Origin of the sequence: Humibacillus xanthopallidus (assembly GCF_006717145.1) — a bacterium.
In the GTDB taxonomy this organism is placed as follows: domain Bacteria; phylum Actinomycetota; class Actinomycetes; order Actinomycetales; family Dermatophilaceae; genus Humibacillus; species Humibacillus xanthopallidus.
Map to the genome: position 1 here is coordinate 988,250 of NZ_VFQF01000003.1, position 20,303 is coordinate 1,008,552.

16 protein-coding genes and 1 tRNA gene are annotated in these 20,303 nt (G+C 71.0%); 15 read left to right on the top strand and 2 right to left on the bottom strand.

Translation table 11 applies throughout. The features are described 5' to 3' along the window. The first annotated feature begins 60 nt into the window (after positions 1–60). From FHX52_RS22545 to FHX52_RS22605, 13 genes are all read left to right on the top strand, one after another. On the top strand, positions 61–849 hold the full coding sequence (locus FHX52_RS22545; RefSeq protein WP_246070337.1) for a MerR family transcriptional regulator: 789 nt from the start codon (positions 61–63) through the stop codon (positions 847–849). Positions 850–1,000: 151 nt separating this feature from the next. Further along, positions 1,001–2,035, top strand: coding sequence for an aspartate-semialdehyde dehydrogenase (locus FHX52_RS22550; protein WP_141824564.1), 1,035 nt, complete (start codon positions 1,001–1,003; stop codon positions 2,033–2,035). 123 nt (positions 2,036–2,158) lie between these two features. Further along, positions 2,159–2,902 (top strand): dTMP kinase, encoded by a 744-nt coding sequence (tmk, locus tag FHX52_RS22555; protein WP_141824565.1) that lies wholly within the window; start codon positions 2,159–2,161, stop codon positions 2,900–2,902. Further along, positions 2,899–4,059 (top strand): DNA polymerase III subunit delta', encoded by a 1,161-nt coding sequence (locus tag FHX52_RS22560; protein WP_141824566.1) that lies wholly within the window; start codon positions 2,899–2,901, stop codon positions 4,057–4,059. The genes tmk and FHX52_RS22560 overlap by 4 nt, the downstream gene beginning before the upstream one ends. A 95-nt stretch (positions 4,060–4,154) precedes the next feature. Next, a complete protein-coding gene (locus FHX52_RS22565) occupies positions 4,155–5,708 on the top strand; it encodes an alpha/beta hydrolase (protein WP_141824567.1) in 1,554 nt (517 codons plus the stop codon). Further along, positions 5,702–7,468 (top strand): alpha/beta hydrolase, encoded by a 1,767-nt coding sequence (locus tag FHX52_RS22570; RefSeq protein WP_141824568.1) that lies wholly within the window; start codon positions 5,702–5,704, stop codon positions 7,466–7,468. Before FHX52_RS22565 ends, FHX52_RS22570 begins: the two co-directional genes overlap by 7 nt. A gap of 145 nt (positions 7,469–7,613) precedes the next feature. After that, positions 7,614–7,690, top strand: a tRNA-Thr gene (locus tag FHX52_RS22575). A 359-nt stretch (positions 7,691–8,049) separates the two neighbouring features. Then, entirely contained in the window at positions 8,050–8,676 is a 627-nt protein-coding gene (locus FHX52_RS22580) for a helix-turn-helix domain-containing protein (protein WP_221630688.1), read from the top strand. Next, positions 8,664–9,236 (top strand): DUF6036 family nucleotidyltransferase, encoded by a 573-nt coding sequence (locus FHX52_RS22585; RefSeq protein WP_221630689.1) that lies wholly within the window; start codon positions 8,664–8,666, stop codon positions 9,234–9,236. The genes FHX52_RS22580 and FHX52_RS22585 overlap by 13 nt, the downstream gene beginning before the upstream one ends. Before the next feature lie 139 nt (positions 9,237–9,375). Beyond that, positions 9,376–9,762: an ArsR/SmtB family transcription factor gene (locus FHX52_RS22590; RefSeq protein WP_185747436.1), complete on the top strand. Its 387-nt coding sequence runs from the start codon at positions 9,376–9,378 to the stop codon at positions 9,760–9,762. Continuing rightward, a complete protein-coding gene (locus FHX52_RS22595; RefSeq protein ID WP_141824569.1) occupies positions 9,759–10,790 on the top strand; it encodes a cation diffusion facilitator family transporter in 1,032 nt (343 codons plus the stop codon). Before FHX52_RS22590 ends, FHX52_RS22595 begins: the two co-directional genes overlap by 4 nt. A gap of 211 nt (positions 10,791–11,001) precedes the next feature. Beyond that, complete coding sequence (locus FHX52_RS22600) at positions 11,002–12,597, top strand: M28 family metallopeptidase (protein WP_185747437.1); 1,596 nt, start codon at positions 11,002–11,004, stop codon at positions 12,595–12,597. A gap of 97 nt (positions 12,598–12,694) precedes the next feature. After that, positions 12,695–13,222 (top strand): GNAT family N-acetyltransferase, encoded by a 528-nt coding sequence (locus tag FHX52_RS22605; protein WP_246070338.1) that lies wholly within the window; start codon positions 12,695–12,697, stop codon positions 13,220–13,222. Positions 13,223–13,281: 59 nt separating this feature from the next. Here the strand turns inward: FHX52_RS22605 and FHX52_RS22610 are convergent, their stop codons facing one another. Together FHX52_RS22610 and FHX52_RS22615 are read right to left on the bottom strand one after the other, a co-directional pair. After that, on the bottom strand, positions 13,282–14,643 hold the full coding sequence (locus FHX52_RS22610) for a hypothetical protein (RefSeq protein ID WP_141824571.1): 1,362 nt from the start codon (positions 14,641–14,643) through the stop codon (positions 13,282–13,284). Between the two features lie 113 nt (positions 14,644–14,756). Next, positions 14,757–17,180 (bottom strand): HAD-IC family P-type ATPase, encoded by a 2,424-nt coding sequence (locus FHX52_RS22615; RefSeq protein ID WP_246070339.1) that lies wholly within the window; start codon positions 17,178–17,180, stop codon positions 14,757–14,759. A gap of 208 nt (positions 17,181–17,388) precedes the next feature. On the opposite strand from FHX52_RS22615, the gene FHX52_RS22620 reads away from it, so the two are divergent. Next, complete coding sequence (locus FHX52_RS22620) at positions 17,389–18,828, top strand: NAD-dependent malic enzyme (RefSeq protein WP_185747438.1); 1,440 nt, start codon at positions 17,389–17,391, stop codon at positions 18,826–18,828. Between the two features lie 25 nt (positions 18,829–18,853). Then, on the top strand, positions 18,854–20,287 hold the full coding sequence (locus tag FHX52_RS22625) for an MFS transporter (RefSeq protein ID WP_246070340.1): 1,434 nt from the start codon (positions 18,854–18,856) through the stop codon (positions 20,285–20,287). Positions 20,288–20,303: the final 16 nt, after the last annotated feature.

Below are 20,303 nucleotides of genomic sequence, written 5' to 3' on the forward strand. Positions count from 1 at the left end.
AAAGGCTTGTGGCGGAAGGGACTTGACCCTCACGCCGCGTGAGGCGGCAGCCTCGGTGTCATGACCAGCACGGAGCGAAGGATGCAGGAGATGACCACCTGGACGGTGGGGCAGGTGGCCGACGTCTTCGGAGTGACGGTGCGCACGCTGCACCACTACGACGAGATCGGGCTGCTCATGCCGAGCGAGCGCTCGGCCGCCGGCTACCGCCTCTACACCGATGGTGACCTCCGGCGTCTGCAGCAGGTCGTCGTCTACCGCAGGCTCGAGCTCCCGCTCGACGAGATCGCGCGCCTGCTCGACGGCGACGAGGACCCCGACGTGCACCTGCGCCGACAGCGCGAGGCGGTCATGCAGCGGCTCGACGAGCTCACCGACCTCGTCGTGGCCATCGACCGAGCACTGGAGAGAGACATGGACGAGCGACCTGCCACGACCGCCGAGCTCAAGGAGCTCTTCGGCGACGGCTTCGACGACGACTACCAGCAGGAGGCGCAGGAGCGGTGGGGTGAGACCGACGCGTGGAAGCAGTCGGCCGCGCGCACGAGCCGCTACACCGCCGCCGACTGGGCCGAGGTGAAGGCGGAGATGGAGGACGTCAACGCGGCCTTCGTCGCCGCGCTCGAGTCGGGCGAGCCAGCCACGGGGGAGGCGGCGATGGATGCCGCCGAGGCCCACCGGCTGCACATCGAGCGACGGTTCTACGACCTCTCGTACGACGTCCACCGCGGACTCGCCGACATGTACGTCGCGGACCCCCGCTTCACGAAGACGTACGAGGACCTCGCACCCGGGCTCGCGGCATACGTCCGCGACGCGATCCACGCGAACGCCGACCGGCACGCGTGAGCCGCCGGGCCCCCGCCCACGCCCCGGGTCGATGTATCAGCGAGGGCCCTGGCCCGCGCGGGTACACCGACCCGCGGGGACGGGGAGGGTGGAGCTGACCGAAAGGTGAACGCGCACGGGAGGCCCGCCCGCACGGTCGTAGCCTTGGGCCATGCGAGTCGGAGTCTTCGGAGCAACGGGTCAGGTCGGCGGGGTCATGCGTGCCCTTCTCGAGGAGCGCGCCTTCCCGGTCACGCAGGTGCGGTTCTTCGCGTCAGCGCGGTCGGCGGGCACGACGCTGCCGTTCAAGGGCGAGGACATCACGGTCGAGGACTCCGCGACCGCCGACTTCTCCGGCATCGACATCGCGCTCTTCTCCAACGGCGGCGCCGCGAGCCGTGAGCTCGCGCCCAAGGTGGCCGCCGCCGGCGCGACCGTCATCGACAACTCGAGCGCCTGGCGCAAGGACCCCGAGGTGCCGCTCGTCGTCTCGGAGGTCAACGCCGCCGACCTCGACACGATCCCCAAGGGCATCGTCGCCAACCCCAACTGCACGACGATGGCCGCGATGCCGGCACTCAAGCCGCTCCACGACCGCGCCGGCCTCGTGCGCCTCCACGTCTCGAGCTACCAGGCCGTCAGCGGCTCCGGTGGCGCCGGCGTCAAGGAGCTCGACCGCCAGCTCACCGGCGCGTATGCCGCGGGCGACCCCACCGGTCTCGCGCTCGACGGGCGCGCGGTCGCCGTCCCCGAGGCCCAGCTGTATGCCGTCCCCGTCGGCTTCAACGTCGTGCCCCTCGCGGGGTCTATCGTCGACGACGGCTCGCTCGAGACCGACGAGGAGCAGAAGCTGCGCAACGAGTCGCGCAAGATCCTGCACGCCCCCGACCTGCGGGTCTCGGGCACCTGCGTGCGCGTGCCCGTCTTCACGGGGCACAGCCTCGCCATCCACGCCGAGTTCGCCGATGACATCTCGCCGGAGGAGGCCATCGACCTGCTGAAGAACGCGCCCGGCGTCGTCGTCACCGACGTGCCCAACCCGCTCGAGGCGGCCGGCCGCGACGAGGTCTTCGTCGGGCGGGTGCGCGCCGACCAGGCGGCCCCCGAGGGCAAGGGCCTCGTGCTCTTCGTCGTCGGCGACAACCTGCGCAAGGGCGCCGCCCTCAACGCCGTCCAGATCGCCGAGGAGCTGCTCAAGCGCCGCTGAGGCGTCACTGACGAGCTCGTGAGGCGCCGCTGACGCACCGCTGACCGGCGGTTGCTGCGACGGCGGCGGGCCGTCTGTGGGCGGCGGTCGGTCGGCGTCACCGGGGTCGCATAGGCTCGCCGCGTGACCGAGGACTTCGCTGCGAGGCTCGAGGAGGCGACGGCGCGCGCCACGACCGCGCCCGGGCTCTTCGTCTGCTTCGAGGGCGGCGACGGGGCCGGCAAGTCGACCCAGGTGCGCCTGCTCACCGAGGTCCTCGAGGGCCGCGGCCGCGAGGTCGTCGTCACCCGCCAGCCGGGTGGCACGCCGCTCGGCACGCAGATCCGCCAGCTCGTTCTCCACGGTGACCACGTGTCGGCTCGGGCCGAGGCGCTGCTCTTCGCCGCCGACAAGGCGCACCACGTCGACCAGCTCATCGCTCCGGCGCTCGCCGCCGGCAAGGTCGTCATCACCGACCGTTACACCGACAGCTCGATCGCCTACCAGGGCGCCGGCCGTGACCTCGGCGCCGACGAGATCAGGGCGCTGCAGCACTGGGCCGTCGGCGGCGTGCTGCCTGACCTCACCATCGTGCTCGATGTCTCTCCCGAGGTCGGCCGGGCCCGGCGTGGCGACGTCCACGACCGCCTCGAGTCCGAGGCCGACGCCTTCCACGCCGCAGTGCGCCAAGGCTTCCTCGACCTCGCCGCGCAGGACCCCGGTCGCTACCTCGTCGTCGACGCGTCGCTGCCGGTCGAGCAGATCCACGCCCGCGTCCTCGCCGCCGTCGAGCAGGTCGAGGCGACCCAGCGGCCGACGGCCGCAGGGGGAGCCGGGAGAGCCGGGGCCGCAGGGGGAGCCGGCGCCGCTGGGGGAGTCGGGTCATGACGGTCTGGCGTGACCTCGTCGGCCAGGAGCCGACCGTCGAGACGCTCTCGCGCGCGGTGCGCGACGACTCCGCGATGACGCACGCGTGGCTCTTCACCGGCCCTCCCGGCAGCGGCCGGTCGACGGCCGCCCGGGCCTTCGCTGCGGCGCTCCAGTGCCCGCAGGGTGGGTGTGGGGAGTGCGTCGAGTGCCGCACTGCCCTCGACGGCACCCACGCCGACGTCCACGTCGTCGCCACCGAGGGCCTGTCGATCAAGGTCGCCGAGGCCCGGGCCCTCGTGCAGGAGGCGGCGCTGCGGCCCTCGGTCGGGCGCTGGCGCATCATCATCATCGAGGACGCCGACCGCCTCACCTCCTACACCGACGCCCCGGCCGACGCCCTGCTCAAGGCGCTCGAGGAGCCGACGCCGCGCACCGTCTGGATGCTCTGCGCGCCCAGCCTCGAGGACGTCATCGTCACGATCCGCTCCCGCTCACGGCACGTCCGACTGCGCACCCCCCCGGTCGAGGCGGTCGCCGACCTGCTCCAGCGCCGCGACGGTGTCGACCCGGCGATGGCGCTCCACGCCGCTCGTGCCGCCCAGTCGCACATCGGCCTGGCCCGGCGCCTCGCTCGTGACGAGCAGGCCCGCATCCGCCGGCGCGACGTCGTGGCCATGGCGACGAAGATCGTCGGCGTCGGTGACGCGATCGGCGCGGCCGCCGACCTCGCGCAGATCGCCGACGAGGAGTCGAGCGCCTCGGCGACCGAGCGCGACGCGGCCGAGCGGGCCCGGCTGCTCGAGACCCTCGGGGCCGACCCGACGGCGCGCACGCAGCCGCCGCACATCCGGTCGCAGATCGCCGCCCTCGAGAAGGAGCAGAAGACGCGGGCGACCCGCCATGGCCGCGATGTCGTCGACCGCGCCCTCATCGACCTCGCCTCGGTCTATCGCGACGCCCTCGTGCTGCGCCTCGGCTCCGACGTCGACCTCGTCAACCCCGACGCGATGGACAAGGTGCGCGGGCTCGCGAGCGTCTTCACCGCCGAGCAGCTGCTCGGTGCGATGGACGCCATCACCGAGGCCCGCGACCGCATCAACGCCAACGTTCCGCCGCTGCTCGCGCTCGAGGCGATGGCCCTGCAGCTGCGGATGCCCCGCGACCTCGGCATGTGAGGCTCGCCACGCAACCCGGCCGCCATGGCCTCAGCTCGGTCACGACCCCGGTGCGAGATCGGTCGCGCGTAGGTTGTCGGGTTACCGTTTCCCGCATGACGACGCCCCTCGCCGCCATCGCCCGAGCCCTCACCGCGACGACCGCGGTGCTCGGGCTCCTGCTGACGGCGGGGTGCTCCAGCTCGGAGCCGCCCGTGCCGACGGCCGGCGCGACCGGCGTGCCCCCCGCGACGGCCGCCCCGTCCGCGGGGCTCGACGGCTACTACTCGCAGAAGCTCACCTGGTCGCCGTGCAACGAGGCAGACGAGTGCGCCGACCTGCGGGTGCCGCTCGACTACGACAAGCCCGACCCGTCGACCGACCTGACGCTCAAGGTGCTCCGGGTGCCCGCCAAGGACCAGCAGGGCCGCATCGGCTCGCTCGTCGTCAACCCCGGCGGTCCAGGCGCCTCGGCGATGGACTACGCCTCCGCCGCCGACGCCATCGTGGGCACGCAGGTCCGTCGCTACTACGACGTCGTCGGCTTCGACCCGCGCGGGGTCGGCCGCTCCGCCCCGCTCGAGTGCCTCTCCGACCGGCAGCTCGACGCCTACATGGGCGCCGACCAGACTCCTGACAACCCGGCCGAGGAGAAGGAGCTGCTCGCGCAGGCGCAGACCCTGGCGGACGGCTGCGAGGCCAAGAACCCGACCCTGCTGCCGCACCTGTCCACGGCCGACTCGGCGAAGGACATGGACGTCCTGAGGGCCGCGCTCGGTGACAGCCAGCTCAACTACCTCGGCAAGTCCTATGGCACCTTCCTCGGCTCGACGTATGCCGGCCTCTTCCCGAAGCGCGTCGGCCGCTTCGTCCTCGACGGGGTCGTGCCCCCGGACCTCACGAACGCCGAGCTGTCCGAAGGCCAGGCGCGTGGCTTCGAGCTCGCGACCCGCACCTACGTCGCCGACTGCGTCTCGCAGGGCGACTGCCCGCTCGGGTCCTCGGTCGACGAGGGCATGGCATGGATCCGCAGCTTCCTCGCCGAGGTCGACCGCAACCCCATCCCCACCGGCGACCCCAACGTCCCGCAGATGAACGAGTCGTGGGCGTCGTGGGGGCTCGGCCAGGCGATGTACGACCAGAGCTCGTGGGGCGCCTTGACCGATGCCCTGCGTGAGGCGAAGGCCGGCAACGGCGCCGGGCTGATGGCCTTCGCGAACGCCTACGCCGGCCGCGAGCGCAACGGCACCTACTCGAGCAACATCATGCAGGTGCTGCCGGCGGTCAACTGCCTCGACCGTCCCGACAGCCCCGACCTCTCGACCTACGAGACCTACGCCAAGGAGTTCACGAAGGTGGCGCCCACCTGGGGGGCGACGCTCGCGTGGGGCGGACTAGCCTGCGGCATCTGGCCCGCCAAGGAGGGCTCGGGCCCCCACACGATCAGCGCGGAGGGCAGCGGCCCGATCGTCGTCGTCGGCACGACGCGCGACCCCGCGACGATCTACGAGTGGTCCAAGCGGCTCAAGGACCAGCTCTCCAACGCGGTGCTGCTCTCCTACGACGGCGACGGCCACACGGCATACCGCCGCAGCAACGACTGCGTCGACAGCGCCATCGACGCGTACTACGTGCAGGGCCGCGTGCCCAAGGACGGACTCACGTGCTGAACGACGAACCCCGCCCCGAGGACCTCCCCGAGCCGCGGCCGAGCCCGTATGCCGCCCTCCCGCCGGAGCTCGCGCACCGCAGCCCCAGCGCGCCGGAGCGACCCGGGCCCGACGGGCTGATGGGCGGGACGCTGCGCAAGGTCGTCGCGGCGGTCGCCATCATCGCCCTGCTCGCAGCGACCCTGCTCGCCGTCTGGGGGCTCTTCCGCTCGTCCGAGCCGGTCGCCGGTGACGCGTGGTCGCAGACCGGCTCCGGCGCACCGGCGTCCCCGGCGCCGGGCACCCCCGTTCCCACGGCGACCGGCCCGTCGGGGCCGGCCTCCACGGCTCCAGCCGACACCGACTACCCGGCGGCGCTCGCCGCCTTCTACACCCAGCGGGTGAGGTGGACGTCGTGCGGCGACACCACCAACCACCAGTGCGCGACGGTCGAGGTGCCGGTCGACTACGCGAAGCCCAGCGGTGACCGCTTCACGCTGGCGGTCCGCAAGGCGCCAGCCACCGACCCCGCCAAGCGCCTCGGCTCCCTGCTCGTCAACCCGGGCGGCCCCGGCGGGTCCGGGGTGCAGTACGCCCAGCTGTCGTCCTTCGCGTTCACGCCCGAGCTGCGGGCGGCATACGACATCGTCGGCTTCGACCCGCGCGGCATCGGTCAGTCCTCACCGGTGCGGTGCCTCAGCAACGCCGACATGGACCGCCTGTTCAGCGTCGACCCCACGCCCGACACCCCCGCCGAGCGCTCGACCCTGCTCTCGGAGTCCGACCGCATCACGGCCGACTGCGCCCACCGCGGCGGTGTGCGCGCGGGCCACCTCAGCACGACCGAGGTGGCGCGCGACATGGACATCCTGCGCGTGCTCGTCGGCGACCGGAAGCTCAACTTCTTCGGGGGCTCCTACGGCACCTTCCTCGGGGCGATCTACGCCGACACCTTCCCGGCGAAGGTGGGCCGGATGGTCCTCGACTCGGCGATGTCGCCGAACCAGACCGACGAGCAGGAGATGACCTACGACATCCAGGGGTTCGAGTCCTCGATCGATGCCTTCATCGGCTGGTGCGTCGCGCGCTCCGACTGCGCTCTCGGCTCCGACAAGGCGGCTGCGCGCGGCAAGATCGTCGCCCTGCTCGACGCGGTCGAGAAGAACGGTCTGACGACGAGCAAGCCGGGGCTGCGGCGCATCGGCGAGGGCTGGGTCGGCTTCGCGATCTTCATGTGCCTCTACTCGTCGCAGTCGTGGCCGACGCTCAACAAGGGGCTCGCCCAGGCCTTCACCGGCCGGGGCGACATCCTGCTCGCCAAGGGCATGTCGGTCGTCGAACGCAACACGTCGGGGCAGTACGCCGACTCGACCTACCTCCAGGCGATGCTGCCCGTCCGCTGCGCCGACTGGCCCCGCAGCCCGGCGACCCCGGCCCTCGAGGCAGCCCGCGCCAAGGCCAGGGCGGCGCACCCGCTGTGGGCCCGCATGACTGGCGAGCTCTTCGACAACTGCAAGGCCTGGCCGACCGCAGGGCGCACGCCGAAGGGCACCACCTTGGCCGTCGGGGCCGCGCCGATCCTCGTCATCGGCAACGAGCGCGACCCCGCCACCCCGATCGGCGGCACGAAGCAGCTAGCGAAGGACCTCGCGTCGGGCGTCCTGCTGACCTCCGACCACGACGGCCACGGCACCTACTTCGCCGGCAGCGACTGCGTCGACTCGGCCGTGGACGGCTACCTCATCGAGGGCAAGCTGCCCCCCGACGGCGAGTCCTGCTGAGGGCCGCTGCGGGGCGTCGCCACCCTGTCCATGGCGCGCGGCGGGGAGCGTCAGCACCCCGTGCGACCGCGATTTTTCTCCCGGTTGGGGTCGTGCGTATACTCAACCACCGTGCTCGATCGTGCCTCTGGCGCGGCCGTCACGCGCCGCTTTAGCTCAGTCGGCCAGAGCGATTCACTCGTAATGAATAGGTCGTCGGTTCGATTCCGACAAGCGGCTCCACACGAAAAGGGCCTCTGATCAGGCAAACGCCACGATCGGGGGCCCTTGGCATGTCCACTGGCAGCCTCTCCGCTGCCCGGACGTGTGACTGGACAAGTCACACCCGGTGAGTGGACTCTCCAAGCCGACCCGATCACCCACGGACGGTGAGGCGCCCGCGGGGCGAGGGCACAGCCCGGGCTGCCCTGGACGCTGTCGATCCGTTTGGGATCCTGAGCAACGTGGGCCATGCGAGCCGGCGCGCTCGCATGGCCGACGGCGACCTTCGAATCCTTGCGCAGGCTTGCGCTAGACACCAAAGACTCAATTTTTGTGCTGCGCTGTTGCGTTTTTGGTGTTTGTCGCTGAGCATGGATCTCATGCGCAACGCACATGTGGACGACCTGGTGACCGGCCAGGGGGGTGAGCTCCTCAGCACCGGGGAGGTCGCGCACCTGCTCGGTACATCACGCCAGCACGTGGTCAACCTGTGTGACGCGGGCCTGCTCCCGTACGCCTTGGTGGGCCGACACCGCCGGATCCGACGAAGCGACGTGGAGCTTGCTCGCTCGGGGTCGCAGCGCCTCAGCCGTGACCAGCGCAGAAGCCTCTGGATCGGCACGGCAGTGGCGGGCAAGCTCGTCACCGATCCTGCACGGGTGCTCACGCAGGCTCGCAAGAACCTGGTCCAGTTGCGCACCCAGCACCGGCGTGGGCAGGCCCAGCGATGGCTCGACGACTGGGAGCACCTACTGAGCGGGCCCCTGGAAGCGGTCGTGGAGGTGCTGACCGCCAAGACGCCCTACGCGCGGGAAATGCGGCAGAACTCGCCGTTCGCGAACGTGCTGACGCAGGACGAGCGACTGCGGGTCATCAACAACTTCACTCACGAGGTGAACGCGACCAAGGTCAGCCGGCAAGGCGCCCAACACTGGACTCAGGCGGAGCCCAGCGGCGCTCAGGCCCTGCCGATGGCAACGCCCGAAGACGACGCGTGGATGCAGTGAGGCGCGAACAGTTCGCGCACGTCCTGCGAGCGGCCTCCAAGATCGCCGACGATCGCGAGATCCTGGTCATCGGCAGCCAGTCGATCCTCGGCACATACTCGGAGGATGAACTGCCGGACGAGGCGCAGGCCTCCATAGAGGTCGACGTGACCTTCTTTGACGACATGGACAACGCCAAGTCGGATCGGGTCGACGCGTTCATGGGCGAGGACTCCCAGTTCCATGCGACGTTTGGCTACTACGCCCAAGGGGTCGACCTCACGACGGCAACCCCGCCCGCGTGTTGGCAGCAGCGTGTCGTCCGCTACGAGAGTCCCGGCGCGGATGGTGCCGTCGCTTTGTGTATGGACCCGCACGATCTGGTCTGCGCGAAGTTGGCCGCGTTCCGGGAGAAGGACAAGCGCTTCTCGATGGCGCTCCTCGATGCTGGCATCGTCGACCTGGACGTTCTCCTCGCGCGTGCCGCCACCCTTGAAGTGCCCTTGGTCAGCAGGAATGTGACGAGTTGGTTGCTCGCATGGGGGCGCAAGTATCAACCAAGAGGTACTTCGACCTCCTGAGCCGTCTCGCGGTCGAGGTGGGATGCGCCTGCTCGCGGAGGTGTCAACCACCCAACGGTGGCCCCGTGGTCGGGCCTCGTCCACGTCCGCGACCTGTCCCGTCAGATGTCCCACGGCTTGCCTTTGGTAATATCTGCGCATGGATGCAGATATGCAGGCAGTAGAGCTTCCCGACGAGCAGGTGGAGCTTGCCGTGGAGATCTTCCGCATGCTGGCCGATGGCACCCGCATCCGGTTGCTGTGGGCTCTGCGTGACACCGAGCTGTCGGTGGGCGAGCTGGCCCAGGCGCTCGACAAGCCGGCGCCGGCGGTCTCACAGCACCTGGCGAAGCTGCGGATGGCCCGGATGGTGCGGACGCGACGGGAAGGGACGCACGTCTTCTACCGGGTCGAGAACGACCACATCGCGAGCCTCGTGCGCGACGCCATCCACAACGCGGAGCACGCCTCCGACGGCATCCCCGCGCACCACCGGGCAGGCGCTGGCGCGTCGGTCACCCCGATCAGCGCTGACGGTGTGCGGTGAGCGCCCACTCGCTCGGCCGCCACGACGATCACGACGACCACGACGATCACGACCACGCACACGCACACGGGCTGTGGGGCACGATCCGGCACGCCCTGACCCCGCACTCCCACGACGTCGCCGACTCCATCGACCCGGCGCTCGAGTCGAGCGCTCGCGGCATCCGTGCGGTGAAGATCAGCCTCGTCGTCCTCGGGGTCACCGCCGTCGCGCAGCTCGTCGTCGTCGCGCTGTCGGGCTCGGTGGCCCTGCTGGCGGACACCATCCACAACTTCTCCGACGCCCTGACAGCGGTGCCGCTGTGGATCGCCTTCGTCGTCGGCCGCCGCGCCGCCACCCGGCGCTACACCTACGGCTACGGTCGCGCGGAAGACCTCGCCGGGCTCTTCGTCATCGCGATGATCGCCCTCTCCGCGGTGCTCGCGGGCTGGGAGGCCGTCGACCGGCTGCTCCACCCCGCCCCCATCCACAACGTCGGGTGGGTGGCCGTCGCCGGCCTCGTCGGCTTCATGGGCAACGAGACGGTGGCGATCTTCCGGATCCGCGAGGGCCGGGCGATCGGGTCGGCCGCGCTCGTGGCCGACGGCTACCACGCCCGGACCGACGGCTTCACGTCACTGGCCGTGCTCGTCGGTGCCGGCGGGGTCGCCGTCGGCTGGACCTGGGCCGACCCGGTGGTCGGCCTGGCGATCACCCTCGCCATCGTCATGGTGCTGCGCACGGCGGCCCGCGACGTCTTCCGTCGCCTCATGGACGGGGTCGAGCCGGAGCTGGTCGAGGCGGCCGAGTCCACCCTCGCCGGCCTGCCCGGAGTCCTCGCGGTGCGCAGCGTTCGGATGCGCTGGATCGGACACGCGATGCACGCCGAGGCCGAGCTCGACGTCGCGGCGACCACCGACCTCATCGATGCGCACGCCCTGGCCCACCGGGCCGAGGCCGAGCTCGTCCGGACCACCCCGAGGCTCACCACCGCCGTGGTCCACGCCTACCCGGCGCACACCGCAACGGGAGCACTGACGAGTCACTGACGTCCCGCAGCTCTTGCGGGCCGACCGCTCCGACGCTCACGTGGCCCGCGCAAGTCGGGAAGCTCCATCTCTCGCGCCCGCGGCCCATCGCGTCTAGCCTCTGAGAGCCGAACGACGCTCGGGGGAACGTCCGCACCACCACACCGCCTGCAGCAACTCACACAGCACCGCCGGCGTCATGCCCTGCAGGTCAGACAGAGGGAGATGGAGCATGCACTCACGCACCCGCTTCGTGTCCGCCGGGGCCGCCATCGCGGCTGCCGCACTGCTCGCCGCGGGGCTCGCGCCCCAGGCCACGGCAGCGCCGACCGGCAACGACACGAGTGAGATCGCGCTGACGAAGGGATTCCGCAAGGCGGTCACCACCGCCGGGATCAACGAACACCTCAAGGCCTTCGAGGCCATCGCCGCCGGGGGCAACCGCGTCTCCGGCACGCCGAAGTTCGACGCTTCGGTGGCCTATGTGAAGAGCAAGGCAGAAGCCGCCGGTCTGAATGTCACGGTCCAGCCCTTCGACTTCCCGTACAACGCCGACGTGGCGCCCGCCGTGCTCCAGCGCATCTCACCGAACCCCGCGACCTTCGTCGACGGTGTGGACTTCGCGTCGATGACCTACAGCGGCAACGGTGACGTCACCGGCCTGCTCTATGCCGTGAACCTCTCGGTCCCGCCGCCGGCCGTCCCAGGCTCGACCACCTCGGGGTGCAACGCTGCGGACTTCGCCGGCTTCCCCGCCGGCGCGATCGCACTGATCCAGCGCGGCACCTGCGACTTCCGCGTCAAGGCGCTCAACGCCCAGGGCGCCGGCGCGATCGGCGTGGTCATCATGAACGAGGGCCAGCCGGGTCGCACCGCCGCGCTCAGCGGCACCCTCAGCAGCCCGGGCGTCACGATTCCCGTCGTCGGCGCCAGCTTCGCCGTCGGTGACTCGCTGCGTGGTGGCGTGACGAACGGCTCGATCAACGCGACGGTGCGCCTCAAGGTCGAGCGGGTCAACGAGACGCGCACGACGTACAACGTCATCGCGGAGACGCCCGGCGGCGACCCGAACAACGTCGTCGTCGTCGGTGCCCACCTCGACAGCGTTCCCCGCGGGCCCGGCATCAACGACAACGGCAGCGGGTCGGCGACGATCCTCGAGGTCGCCGAGACCTTCGCCGCGCAGGAGCGCACCCCGAAGAGCAAGGTCCGCTTCGCCTGGTGGGGCGCCGAGGAGTTCGGCCTGCTCGGCTCGAACCACTACGTCGCCTCGCTGACGCCGGCGCAGCTCGACACGATCGCGCTCAACCTCAACTTCGACATGATCGGCTCGCCGAACTACGTCCGCTTCGTCTACGACGGCGACAACTCCGCCTTCCCGGTCGGTCCGGGTGCGGCTGTCGGTCCGGCGGGATCCGGAGCCATCGAGGACGCCTTCCACCGCTACTTCGCCGCCGTCGGGCTCGCCAGCTCGGAGACGCCGTTCAGCGGCCGGTCCGACTACGGGCCCTTCATCGCCAAGGGCATCCCCGCCGGTGGCCTCTTCACCGGCGCCGAGGGCACGAAGACCGAAGCCGAGGCCAAGGTCTACGGCGGCACCGCAGGGCAGTCCTACGACGCCTGCTACCACCTCTTCTGCGACGCCTTCACGAACGTCAACCAGACGGGGCTCGACGAGATGAGCGACGCCGTCGCGCACGCCGTGCTGACCTACAGCCGTCGTGACTTCGTCAAGGCCCCGCTGCTCGACCCGGCGAAGGTGATGGCCGGTGTCGCCGCGGGCGGCGAGGGTGGCGGCCTGCACGAGGACCACGCGGACGCCAGCTGACGCTGCCCCACGAGCCAGCTCTGCCGTATGCCGCCGGGTCACGTCGCATCGTCGACGTGACCCGGCGGTATGCCGTCCGCGACCCGCCGTCGTCGTCATGACCACAGGGGTGGGCGGGGTGCAGGTCGGCCTCTGCGAGAGTGGGCCGGTGAGGGACTGGATGATCCGCCGGGCCACGCCCGCTGATGCTGGCGCCGTCGTCGAGCTCCGGGCGCTGATGTTCGCCTCGATGGGCGTGCCCGGCGTGGACGAGCCGCAGTGGCGGCAGGCCGCTCACGCGTGGCTCGAGCGCGAGCTCGGCGGACGGCATACGTGCGTGGCGCTCGCCGTCGGGCCGGACGACCGGGCGGTCGCGTCAGCGATGGCCGCGCTGCGCTTCGAGACGCCCTCGCCCGTCAACCCCAACGGCGTGTGGGGCCTGGTCAACAACGTCGCGACCCGGCCCGCGGCGCGGCGTCAGGGGCTCGCGCGCGCCTGTGTCGTGGAGGTGCTGGGCTGGCTGCGGGAGGAGACCGAGGCGCACGTGGTCGAGCTCTTCGCCACGGGCGAGGGCTCCGGGCTCTACGAGCAGCTCGGGTTCACGCGCACCGCGTGGCCAGCGATGCGCCTGCGACTCGACCGGTGACATGACGAACGGGCACCCCTGAGGTCAGGGGTGCCCGCTCGGCAGGTGCGACGACGGCGTCAGTGCAGCGGCGCGACCTGGGCGGTCGACGCCTTGGGAGCGGCGGTCGAACCGGAGAAGGCCGTCGGCGCGGTCGCCAGGTTCGGCGAGAGGTCGAAGCGGCCCGCGACGTCGACGATGACGTTCGTCGTGCCGGAGTTGTTGTAGATGTTGAACTTGTTGACGTCGTTGATCCCGACCATCGCCATGTTGGCCACCGTCTGGCCCGCAGCGGGGTTGAGGTTGCTCGACGACGAGCGGGTGATGCCCGTCTCCCACAGCGTGAGGTAGGTGGCCACGGTCGGGCCGACTGCGGTCGCGTTGGTCACGAGTGCGATGGTGCTGGCGTTGGCGACGGTGCTCGGAGCCGTGACGGTGCGCGTCGTGGCAGGGCCGAGCTTCGTCGTGCCGACACTGGTGCGGGTGTCGACGATGCGCTTCGGTGAGCCGGCGCTGCGGAAGCGCAGGCCGTCGCCCTTCGCGTAGACGCCGACGACGTCGACGACGACATCGACGGTGCCGTTGCTCGAGTTGCCGACGGCGAAGTCGATGAGCGGCGTGCCGTCGGTGTCCAGCCGGTGCGTGACGGGGACGAGCACCATGTTCGAGGTCGTGGCGCCCGCAGCGAAGTTGAGGTTGGAGGTGTTGGGGATCGCGTTCTCGTCGCCGTTCCAGGCGTTGAGGAAGCCCGCCGTGGCCGGGCGCACGGCCGTGACGTTGACCGCGAGCGCGGCGATGTCGGCCGTGTCGGCCCCGTAGTCGATCGACTGGACGGTGTAGGTGTGCGCTGCGAGAGCCGGGCCCTCGGCCGCCTTGCGCGTGTCGAGCACGCGCCACGGGTCGTCGGGGAAGTAGTCGACGGCGCCGGCCGGCGCCGTCGTCGTCGAGCCGACGTAGTAGCCCTGCACGTCGGCGATGACGTGCGTCTGGCCGACTGCGTTGCGGATGCTGACGTAGCCGTCGCTGCTCACCGGGACGGTGACGAGGTTCGCGCGGGTGTCACCGGCGACGAAGTTGAGGCTCGACGCGTTGGGCACGGCAGCGCCCTTCGGGTACGCGACGATGTTGCCCGCCTGCGTCGGGCCGGTGACCGTGAGGTTGAGCACGACGGCGAGCACGCCCGACGAGGGCACTCCTCCGCGGCCGTTGACCTTGAGGTTATAGATCTCCTTCGCGTTGAGCTTGCGCCCCAACGAGGCGCCCCGCGTGTCGAGCAGGCGGGTCGGCTTGAGCGAGACGAACGTGCCGTCCGCGACGCCGGTCGTGGCGGCCGGGGCCGCAGGTGCAGCCGCCGGCGCGGCCGAGGCCGTGAGGGCGCCGCCGACGCCGGCCGAGGTGAGGACAAGGGCTGCAGACAGCCCCGTGATGACAGACCGCCGCACGGCAGGTCCCCCTGTTCATGACAAAAGCTGCCCCCTTGGCAGCATGCCTGCGGAAGGTATCACCCGATTTGCCCGGGGAGACGGTTGGTCGCCGTTCCGTGACCAAGTCGACCTCAGTCGGGCAGGTGGTGGGCCGCCTTGACCGCCGACGACGTGCGGTAGACGAGCTCGACGAGCGCCGCGCCGACGGCCCCGACTGCGAGCGACTGCCAGACGAGGGGCGCGGGCGCGTCGAAGTTGAAGAAGGTGCGGGCGAAAGGCACGGTGAAGGCGAGCACGGCGAGGCCGATCATCGAGCCGACGAGGACGACCTTCCACGGTCGGAACGGCCGGGCGAGCACGATGAGGATCCAGAAGAAGACGACGAGCAGGGTGATGGTGGCCCCGGTGCCGGGCTGCCAGCACGCGACGTCGCTGACCGTCTTGGCCCCCGCCTCGACGGCGCACCGCGAGACGAACTCGTCCTTGGGCACGCCGTAGCTGCTCCCGGCGAGCAGGTAGGAGGCGATGACGGCGAGGCCGGCGATGGCACCGGCCGGCACGGCGAAGCGCAGGATGCGCCCGAGGAAGCCCGGGAGGTATCGCCGCCGGTTGGGCCCGAGCGCGAGGAAGAAGGCCGGGATGCCGATCGTCACGGCCGACACGAGGGTCAGGTGCCGCGGCAGGAACGGGAAGGGGACGGTCAGCACGGCGGCCGCGAGGATCGCGACGAGGCTCATCGCGTTCTTGGCGAGGAAGAGGTTCGCGACCCGCTCGACGTTGCCGATGACCCGACGGCCCTCGGCGAGCACGTCGGGCAGGTGCGAGAACCGTCCGTCGAGCAGGACCAGCTCGGCGACGGCCTTGGTCGCCTGCGCGCCGTTGCCCATGGCGACACCGATGTCGGCGTCCTTGAGGGCGAGCGCGTCGTTGACGCCGTCGCCCGTCATGGCCACGACGTGCCCGTCGGCCTGCAGGGCGTGGACGAAGGCGCGCTTCTGCTCCGGCGTCACCCGCCCGAAGACCGTCGTGCGGCCCAGGACCTCGCGCAGCGCGTCCTGGTCGTCGGGGAGCGTGCGGGCGTCGACCGGCTCGCCCACCTCGAGGCCGACGGCCCGGGCGACGGCGGCGACGGTGACGGGGTTGTCGCCGGAGATGACCTTGACCTGCACCCCCTGCTCGCGGAAGAAGTCGAGGGTGGTGCGGGCATCGGGCCGCACCTGCTCCGTGAGGGTGACGAGGGCACACGGGGTGAGGTCGGCGGGCAGCACAGCCTCGGTGAGGTGCTCGGCGCTGCGGGCGAGCAGCACGACGCGCCGCCCCGAGTCGGCCAGGCGCTCGACCTCGTCGCGGATCGGCCCGGGCCCGTCGAGCAGCACCTCGGGCGCGCCCAGCAGCCAGGTCTCGTGACCGTCGAAGCAGGCTGCGCTCCACTTGCGTGCGGAGTTGAACGGGATGGTCTGCGTGCGGCTCCAGCCGGGCGACTCGACGGCCGCAGCGACCGCAGTGAGCGTGCCGTTGGCGTTGGGGTCGTCGGCGAGCGCGCCCAGCCCACAACGGATCTCGTCCTCGTCGTGGCCGTCGAGCGCGGTGACGCCCTCGAAGGCGATCTCGCCCACGGTCAGCGTGCCGGTCTTGTCGATGCAGACGACGTCGACGCGCGCGAGGCCCTCGACGGCCGGCAGCTGCTGCACGAGGACGTTGCGCCGGGTGAGCTGCACGGCTGAGAGGAGGAAGGCGACCGAGGTCAGCAGGACGAGCCCCTCCGGCACGAGGCCGACGACGCCCGCCGCCGAGCGGATGACGACCTGCTGCCAGCCCTGCTCGCCGACGGTGTTCCACTGCGACCAGATGGTGATGGGCAGGGCGGCGGCGATGACCCAGGTGATGTACTTCAGCAGCGTGTTGATCGAGTCCTGGATCTCCGACCGCGTGCGGGTGAACTTGCGCGCGTCGGCCGCGATCCGGTTGACGTAGGCCTGCGCCCCCACCTGGCTCGCGTGGTAGCGACCGGAGCCGGCAACGACGCTCGTGCCCGACATGATCGCGTCGCCCTCGCCATGGGCCACCGGGTCGGACTCGCCGGTGAGGTTGGCCTCGTTGAGCTCGAGCCCGGCGCTCGTCAGCAGGGTGCCGTCGGCCGGCACCTCGTCGCCGGTGCGCAGCTCGATGAGGTCGTCCTTGACGACGTCGGTCGTCGGCACGACCGTCACCTCGCCGTCGCGCACCACTCGGGTCGTCGGCGCGTTGAGCAGCGCGAGACGGTCGAGCTTTCGCTTGGCGAGGTACTCCTGCACGATGCCGATCGCCGAGTTGACGACGAGGATGATCCCGAAGAGCCCGTCGGCGAACGAGCCCGTGATCATGACGAGGACGAACAGCGCCCCGAGGATCGCGTTGAAGCGGGTCAGCACGTTGGCCCGCACAATCTCGCCGATCGAGCGCGACGTGCGCTCCGACAGCCGGTTGACCTCGCCGCGGGCGACCCGCTCGGCCACCTCGGCGTGCGTCAGACCCTGCGGTCTCGTCAGTGTGGTCTTCTCCCCGGGCGAGCTCACCGCCCCATTGTCGTATGCCGCCCGCCGGATTCCCGGGACTTCGCGTGGTCGCCGTGCCGGCCGGACGGCATACCCGCGTGGTCGGGGGTGGCCTGTCGGAGCGCGGGCACGGGGTGTCGGGGCGCGCATTGTGGCGGCTCCGGCTTGTTACTGATCGGTCTTCGGGACGAGGTCGGGGGTCATTCTCGGATCGTGGGACGATTGCGCCGTGACTGAGTCGATCCAGAGAGCCCGTGCCACCACTGCGTCCTACTCGATCACGATGCGGATCCACGCGGGCACCGACCCAGCGGTGATCGGCGCGCTCGCGGTCAAGGTCGCGGAGAGCGGCGGCATCACGACCGCGCTCGACATCGTCGACTCGCACCCCGACCGCCTCGTCATCGACCTCACCTGCTCGGCGAGCAACGCCGAGCACTCGACGGAGGTCGTCGACGCCGTCGAGACGCTCGAGGGCGTGCGTGTGCACAAGGTGTCGGACCGCGTCTTCCTCATGCACCTCGGCGGCAAGATCTCCGTCGAGTCCAAGGTCAACCTGCGCAACCGCCAGGACCTCGCGATGGCCTACACGCCCGGCGTCGGCCGCGTGAGCCAGGCGCTCTTCGAGCACCCCGAGGACGTCTCGAAGCTGACGATCAAGGGCAACTCCGTCGCCGTCGTCACCGACGGCTCGGCCGTGCTCGGCCTCGGCAACATCGGGCCGATGGCCGCGCTGCCCGTCATGGAGGGCAAGGCCGCGCTCTTCAAGCGTTTCGCCGACATCGACGCGTGGCCGATCTGCATCGACACGACCGACGTCGACGAGATCGTGCGCACGGTCGAGCTCATCGCCCCCGGCTTCGGCGGCATCAACCTCGAGGACATCGCGGCCCCGCGCTGCTTCGAGGTCGAGGCCAAGCTGCGCGAGCGGCTCTCGATCCCCGTCTTCCACGACGACCAGCACGGCACCGCCATCGTCGTGCTCGCCGCGCTGAAGAACGCGCTGCGCTGCACCGACAAGACGCTCGCCGAGGCGAGGATCATCGTCTCGGGTGGCGGCGCCGCGGGCTCCGCGATCGTGCAGCTGCTGCTGGCTGCCGGCGCCGTCGACGTCACCGTCTCCGACCGTCCGGGCCTGCTCAACAAGGCCGACGAGTCGCTCACCCCGGCGTGGCGCGAGCTGGCGGAGAAGACCAACCCGCGCGGCCTCACCGGCACCCTGCGCGACGGGCTCCAGGGCGCCGACGTCTTCATCGGCGTCAGCGCGCCGCGCATCCTCCAGCCGGAGTGGATCGAGGAGATGGCCGAGAAGCGAATCGTCTTCGCGCTCGCCAACCCCGACCCCGAGGTCGACATCTACGAGGCGACGCAGCGGGCGACGGTCGTGGCCTCGGGCCGCAGCGACTACCCCAACCAGATCAACAACGTGCTCGCCTTCCCGGGCGTCTTCCGCGGACTGCTCGACGCGCGCGCCACCGACGTGACGACCGAGATGCTCATCAAGGCCGCCGACGCCATCGCCTCGGTCGTCACCGACGAGCAGCTCAACCCGAACTACATCATCCCGAGCGTCTTCCAGCCCGACATGAGCAAGACCGTCGCCAAGGCGATCGTCGACTGCGTGCCCAAGGCCCCGAAGCCGTCGATCCCGATGATCGGTGCGAACTGAGCCCTCGCGTGACCGACGTGAACGAGTGAGCGACGCCGACCGGATGGCCGGGCCCGAGCCGGCGCCCGAGGCGGTGAGCGGACCCGAAGCGGTGACCGGACCGGAGGCGGTGCCCGGCCCCGAGGCGGTGAGCCGCGCCGGCACTCCGAGGTTGCGCTACCCGCTGGACGGGCGCCGGGCCTGGGCGGTGTGGGGCGCGGCCATCTCGGTCTACGTCCTCGCCGTCTTCCACCGCACCTCGCTCGGCGTCGCGGGCATCGAGGCCGCCGAGCGCTTCGGCATCACCTCGGCGCAGCTGTCGACCTTCACCATCCTGCAGGTCCTCGTCTATGCGCTCATGCAGCTGCCCGTGGGGGCGCTGCTCGACCGCTACGGCTCGAAGCGGATGCTCGCGGTCGGGCTCACCCTCCTGACGGTGGCGCAGCTGTCCTTCGCCTTCGTCGACTCCTACGCCCTCGCTCTCCTGTGCCGGGTTCTGCTCGGCATGGGCGACGCGATGATCTTCATCTCGGTGCTGCGGCTCGCGGCGCTGTGGTTCTCCCCGCGGCGCACACCGCTCGTCACGCAGTTCACCGGGCTGCTCGGTCAGCTGGGGGCGCTCGCCGCCGCCGGCCCCCTCGCGGCGGCGCTGCACACCTTCGGCTGGACCCCGTCGTATGCCGTCGCCGCCTCCTTCGGCGTCGTGACGGGCATCGCCCTCGTCCTGCTCGTCAAGGACAGCCCGTGGGTCGACCAGCACCGCGACGAGATGCGGCTGCGGGCGCTCGGGCGCACCCTGCGGGCCGCCTGGCTCGTGCCCGGCACCCGGCTCGGGCTGTGGTCCCACTTCACGTCCCAGTTCTCGGCCAACATGTTCACGATGCTGTGGGGCTTCCCCTTCCTCATCTCGGGGCAGGGCCTGACGTCGGGCCAGGCGAGTCTCGTGCTCTCGCTCATGGTCGTCACGGCGATCGTGTCGAGCCCGGTCATCGGCACGCTGACGGCGCGCTACCCGTTCTCGCGCAGCACGCTGGTGCTCGTCATCGTCGGAGCCGCCATCGCGGCGTGGACGGTGGTGCTGCTCTGGCCCGGGCGGGCCCCGATGTGGCTGCTCGTCGTCCTCGTCGTGCTCATCGCGATCGGTGGCCCGGGATCGATGATCGGCTTCGACGTCGCGCGCACGTTCAACCCGCCGACGCGAATCGGCAGCGCCTCCGGCATCGTCAACACCGGCGGTTTCCTCGCGACGCTCGCCGCCGTTGCACTCGTCGGCGTCGTGCTCGACCGTGTCGCGCCGGCCGGCCCCTCGACGTGGGACGTCGACGCCTTCCGGCTCGCGATGACGGTGCAGTACCCCGTGTGGGCGCTCGGCATCGTGCAGATCCTGCGGTGGCGTCACAAGGCCAGGCGCGCTGCGCTCGAGGCCGACCCGGAGGCGTATGCCGCGATGCGCGCCGGCCGCTCCGTCACCTTCCACTAAAGACACCCGGCCCCCA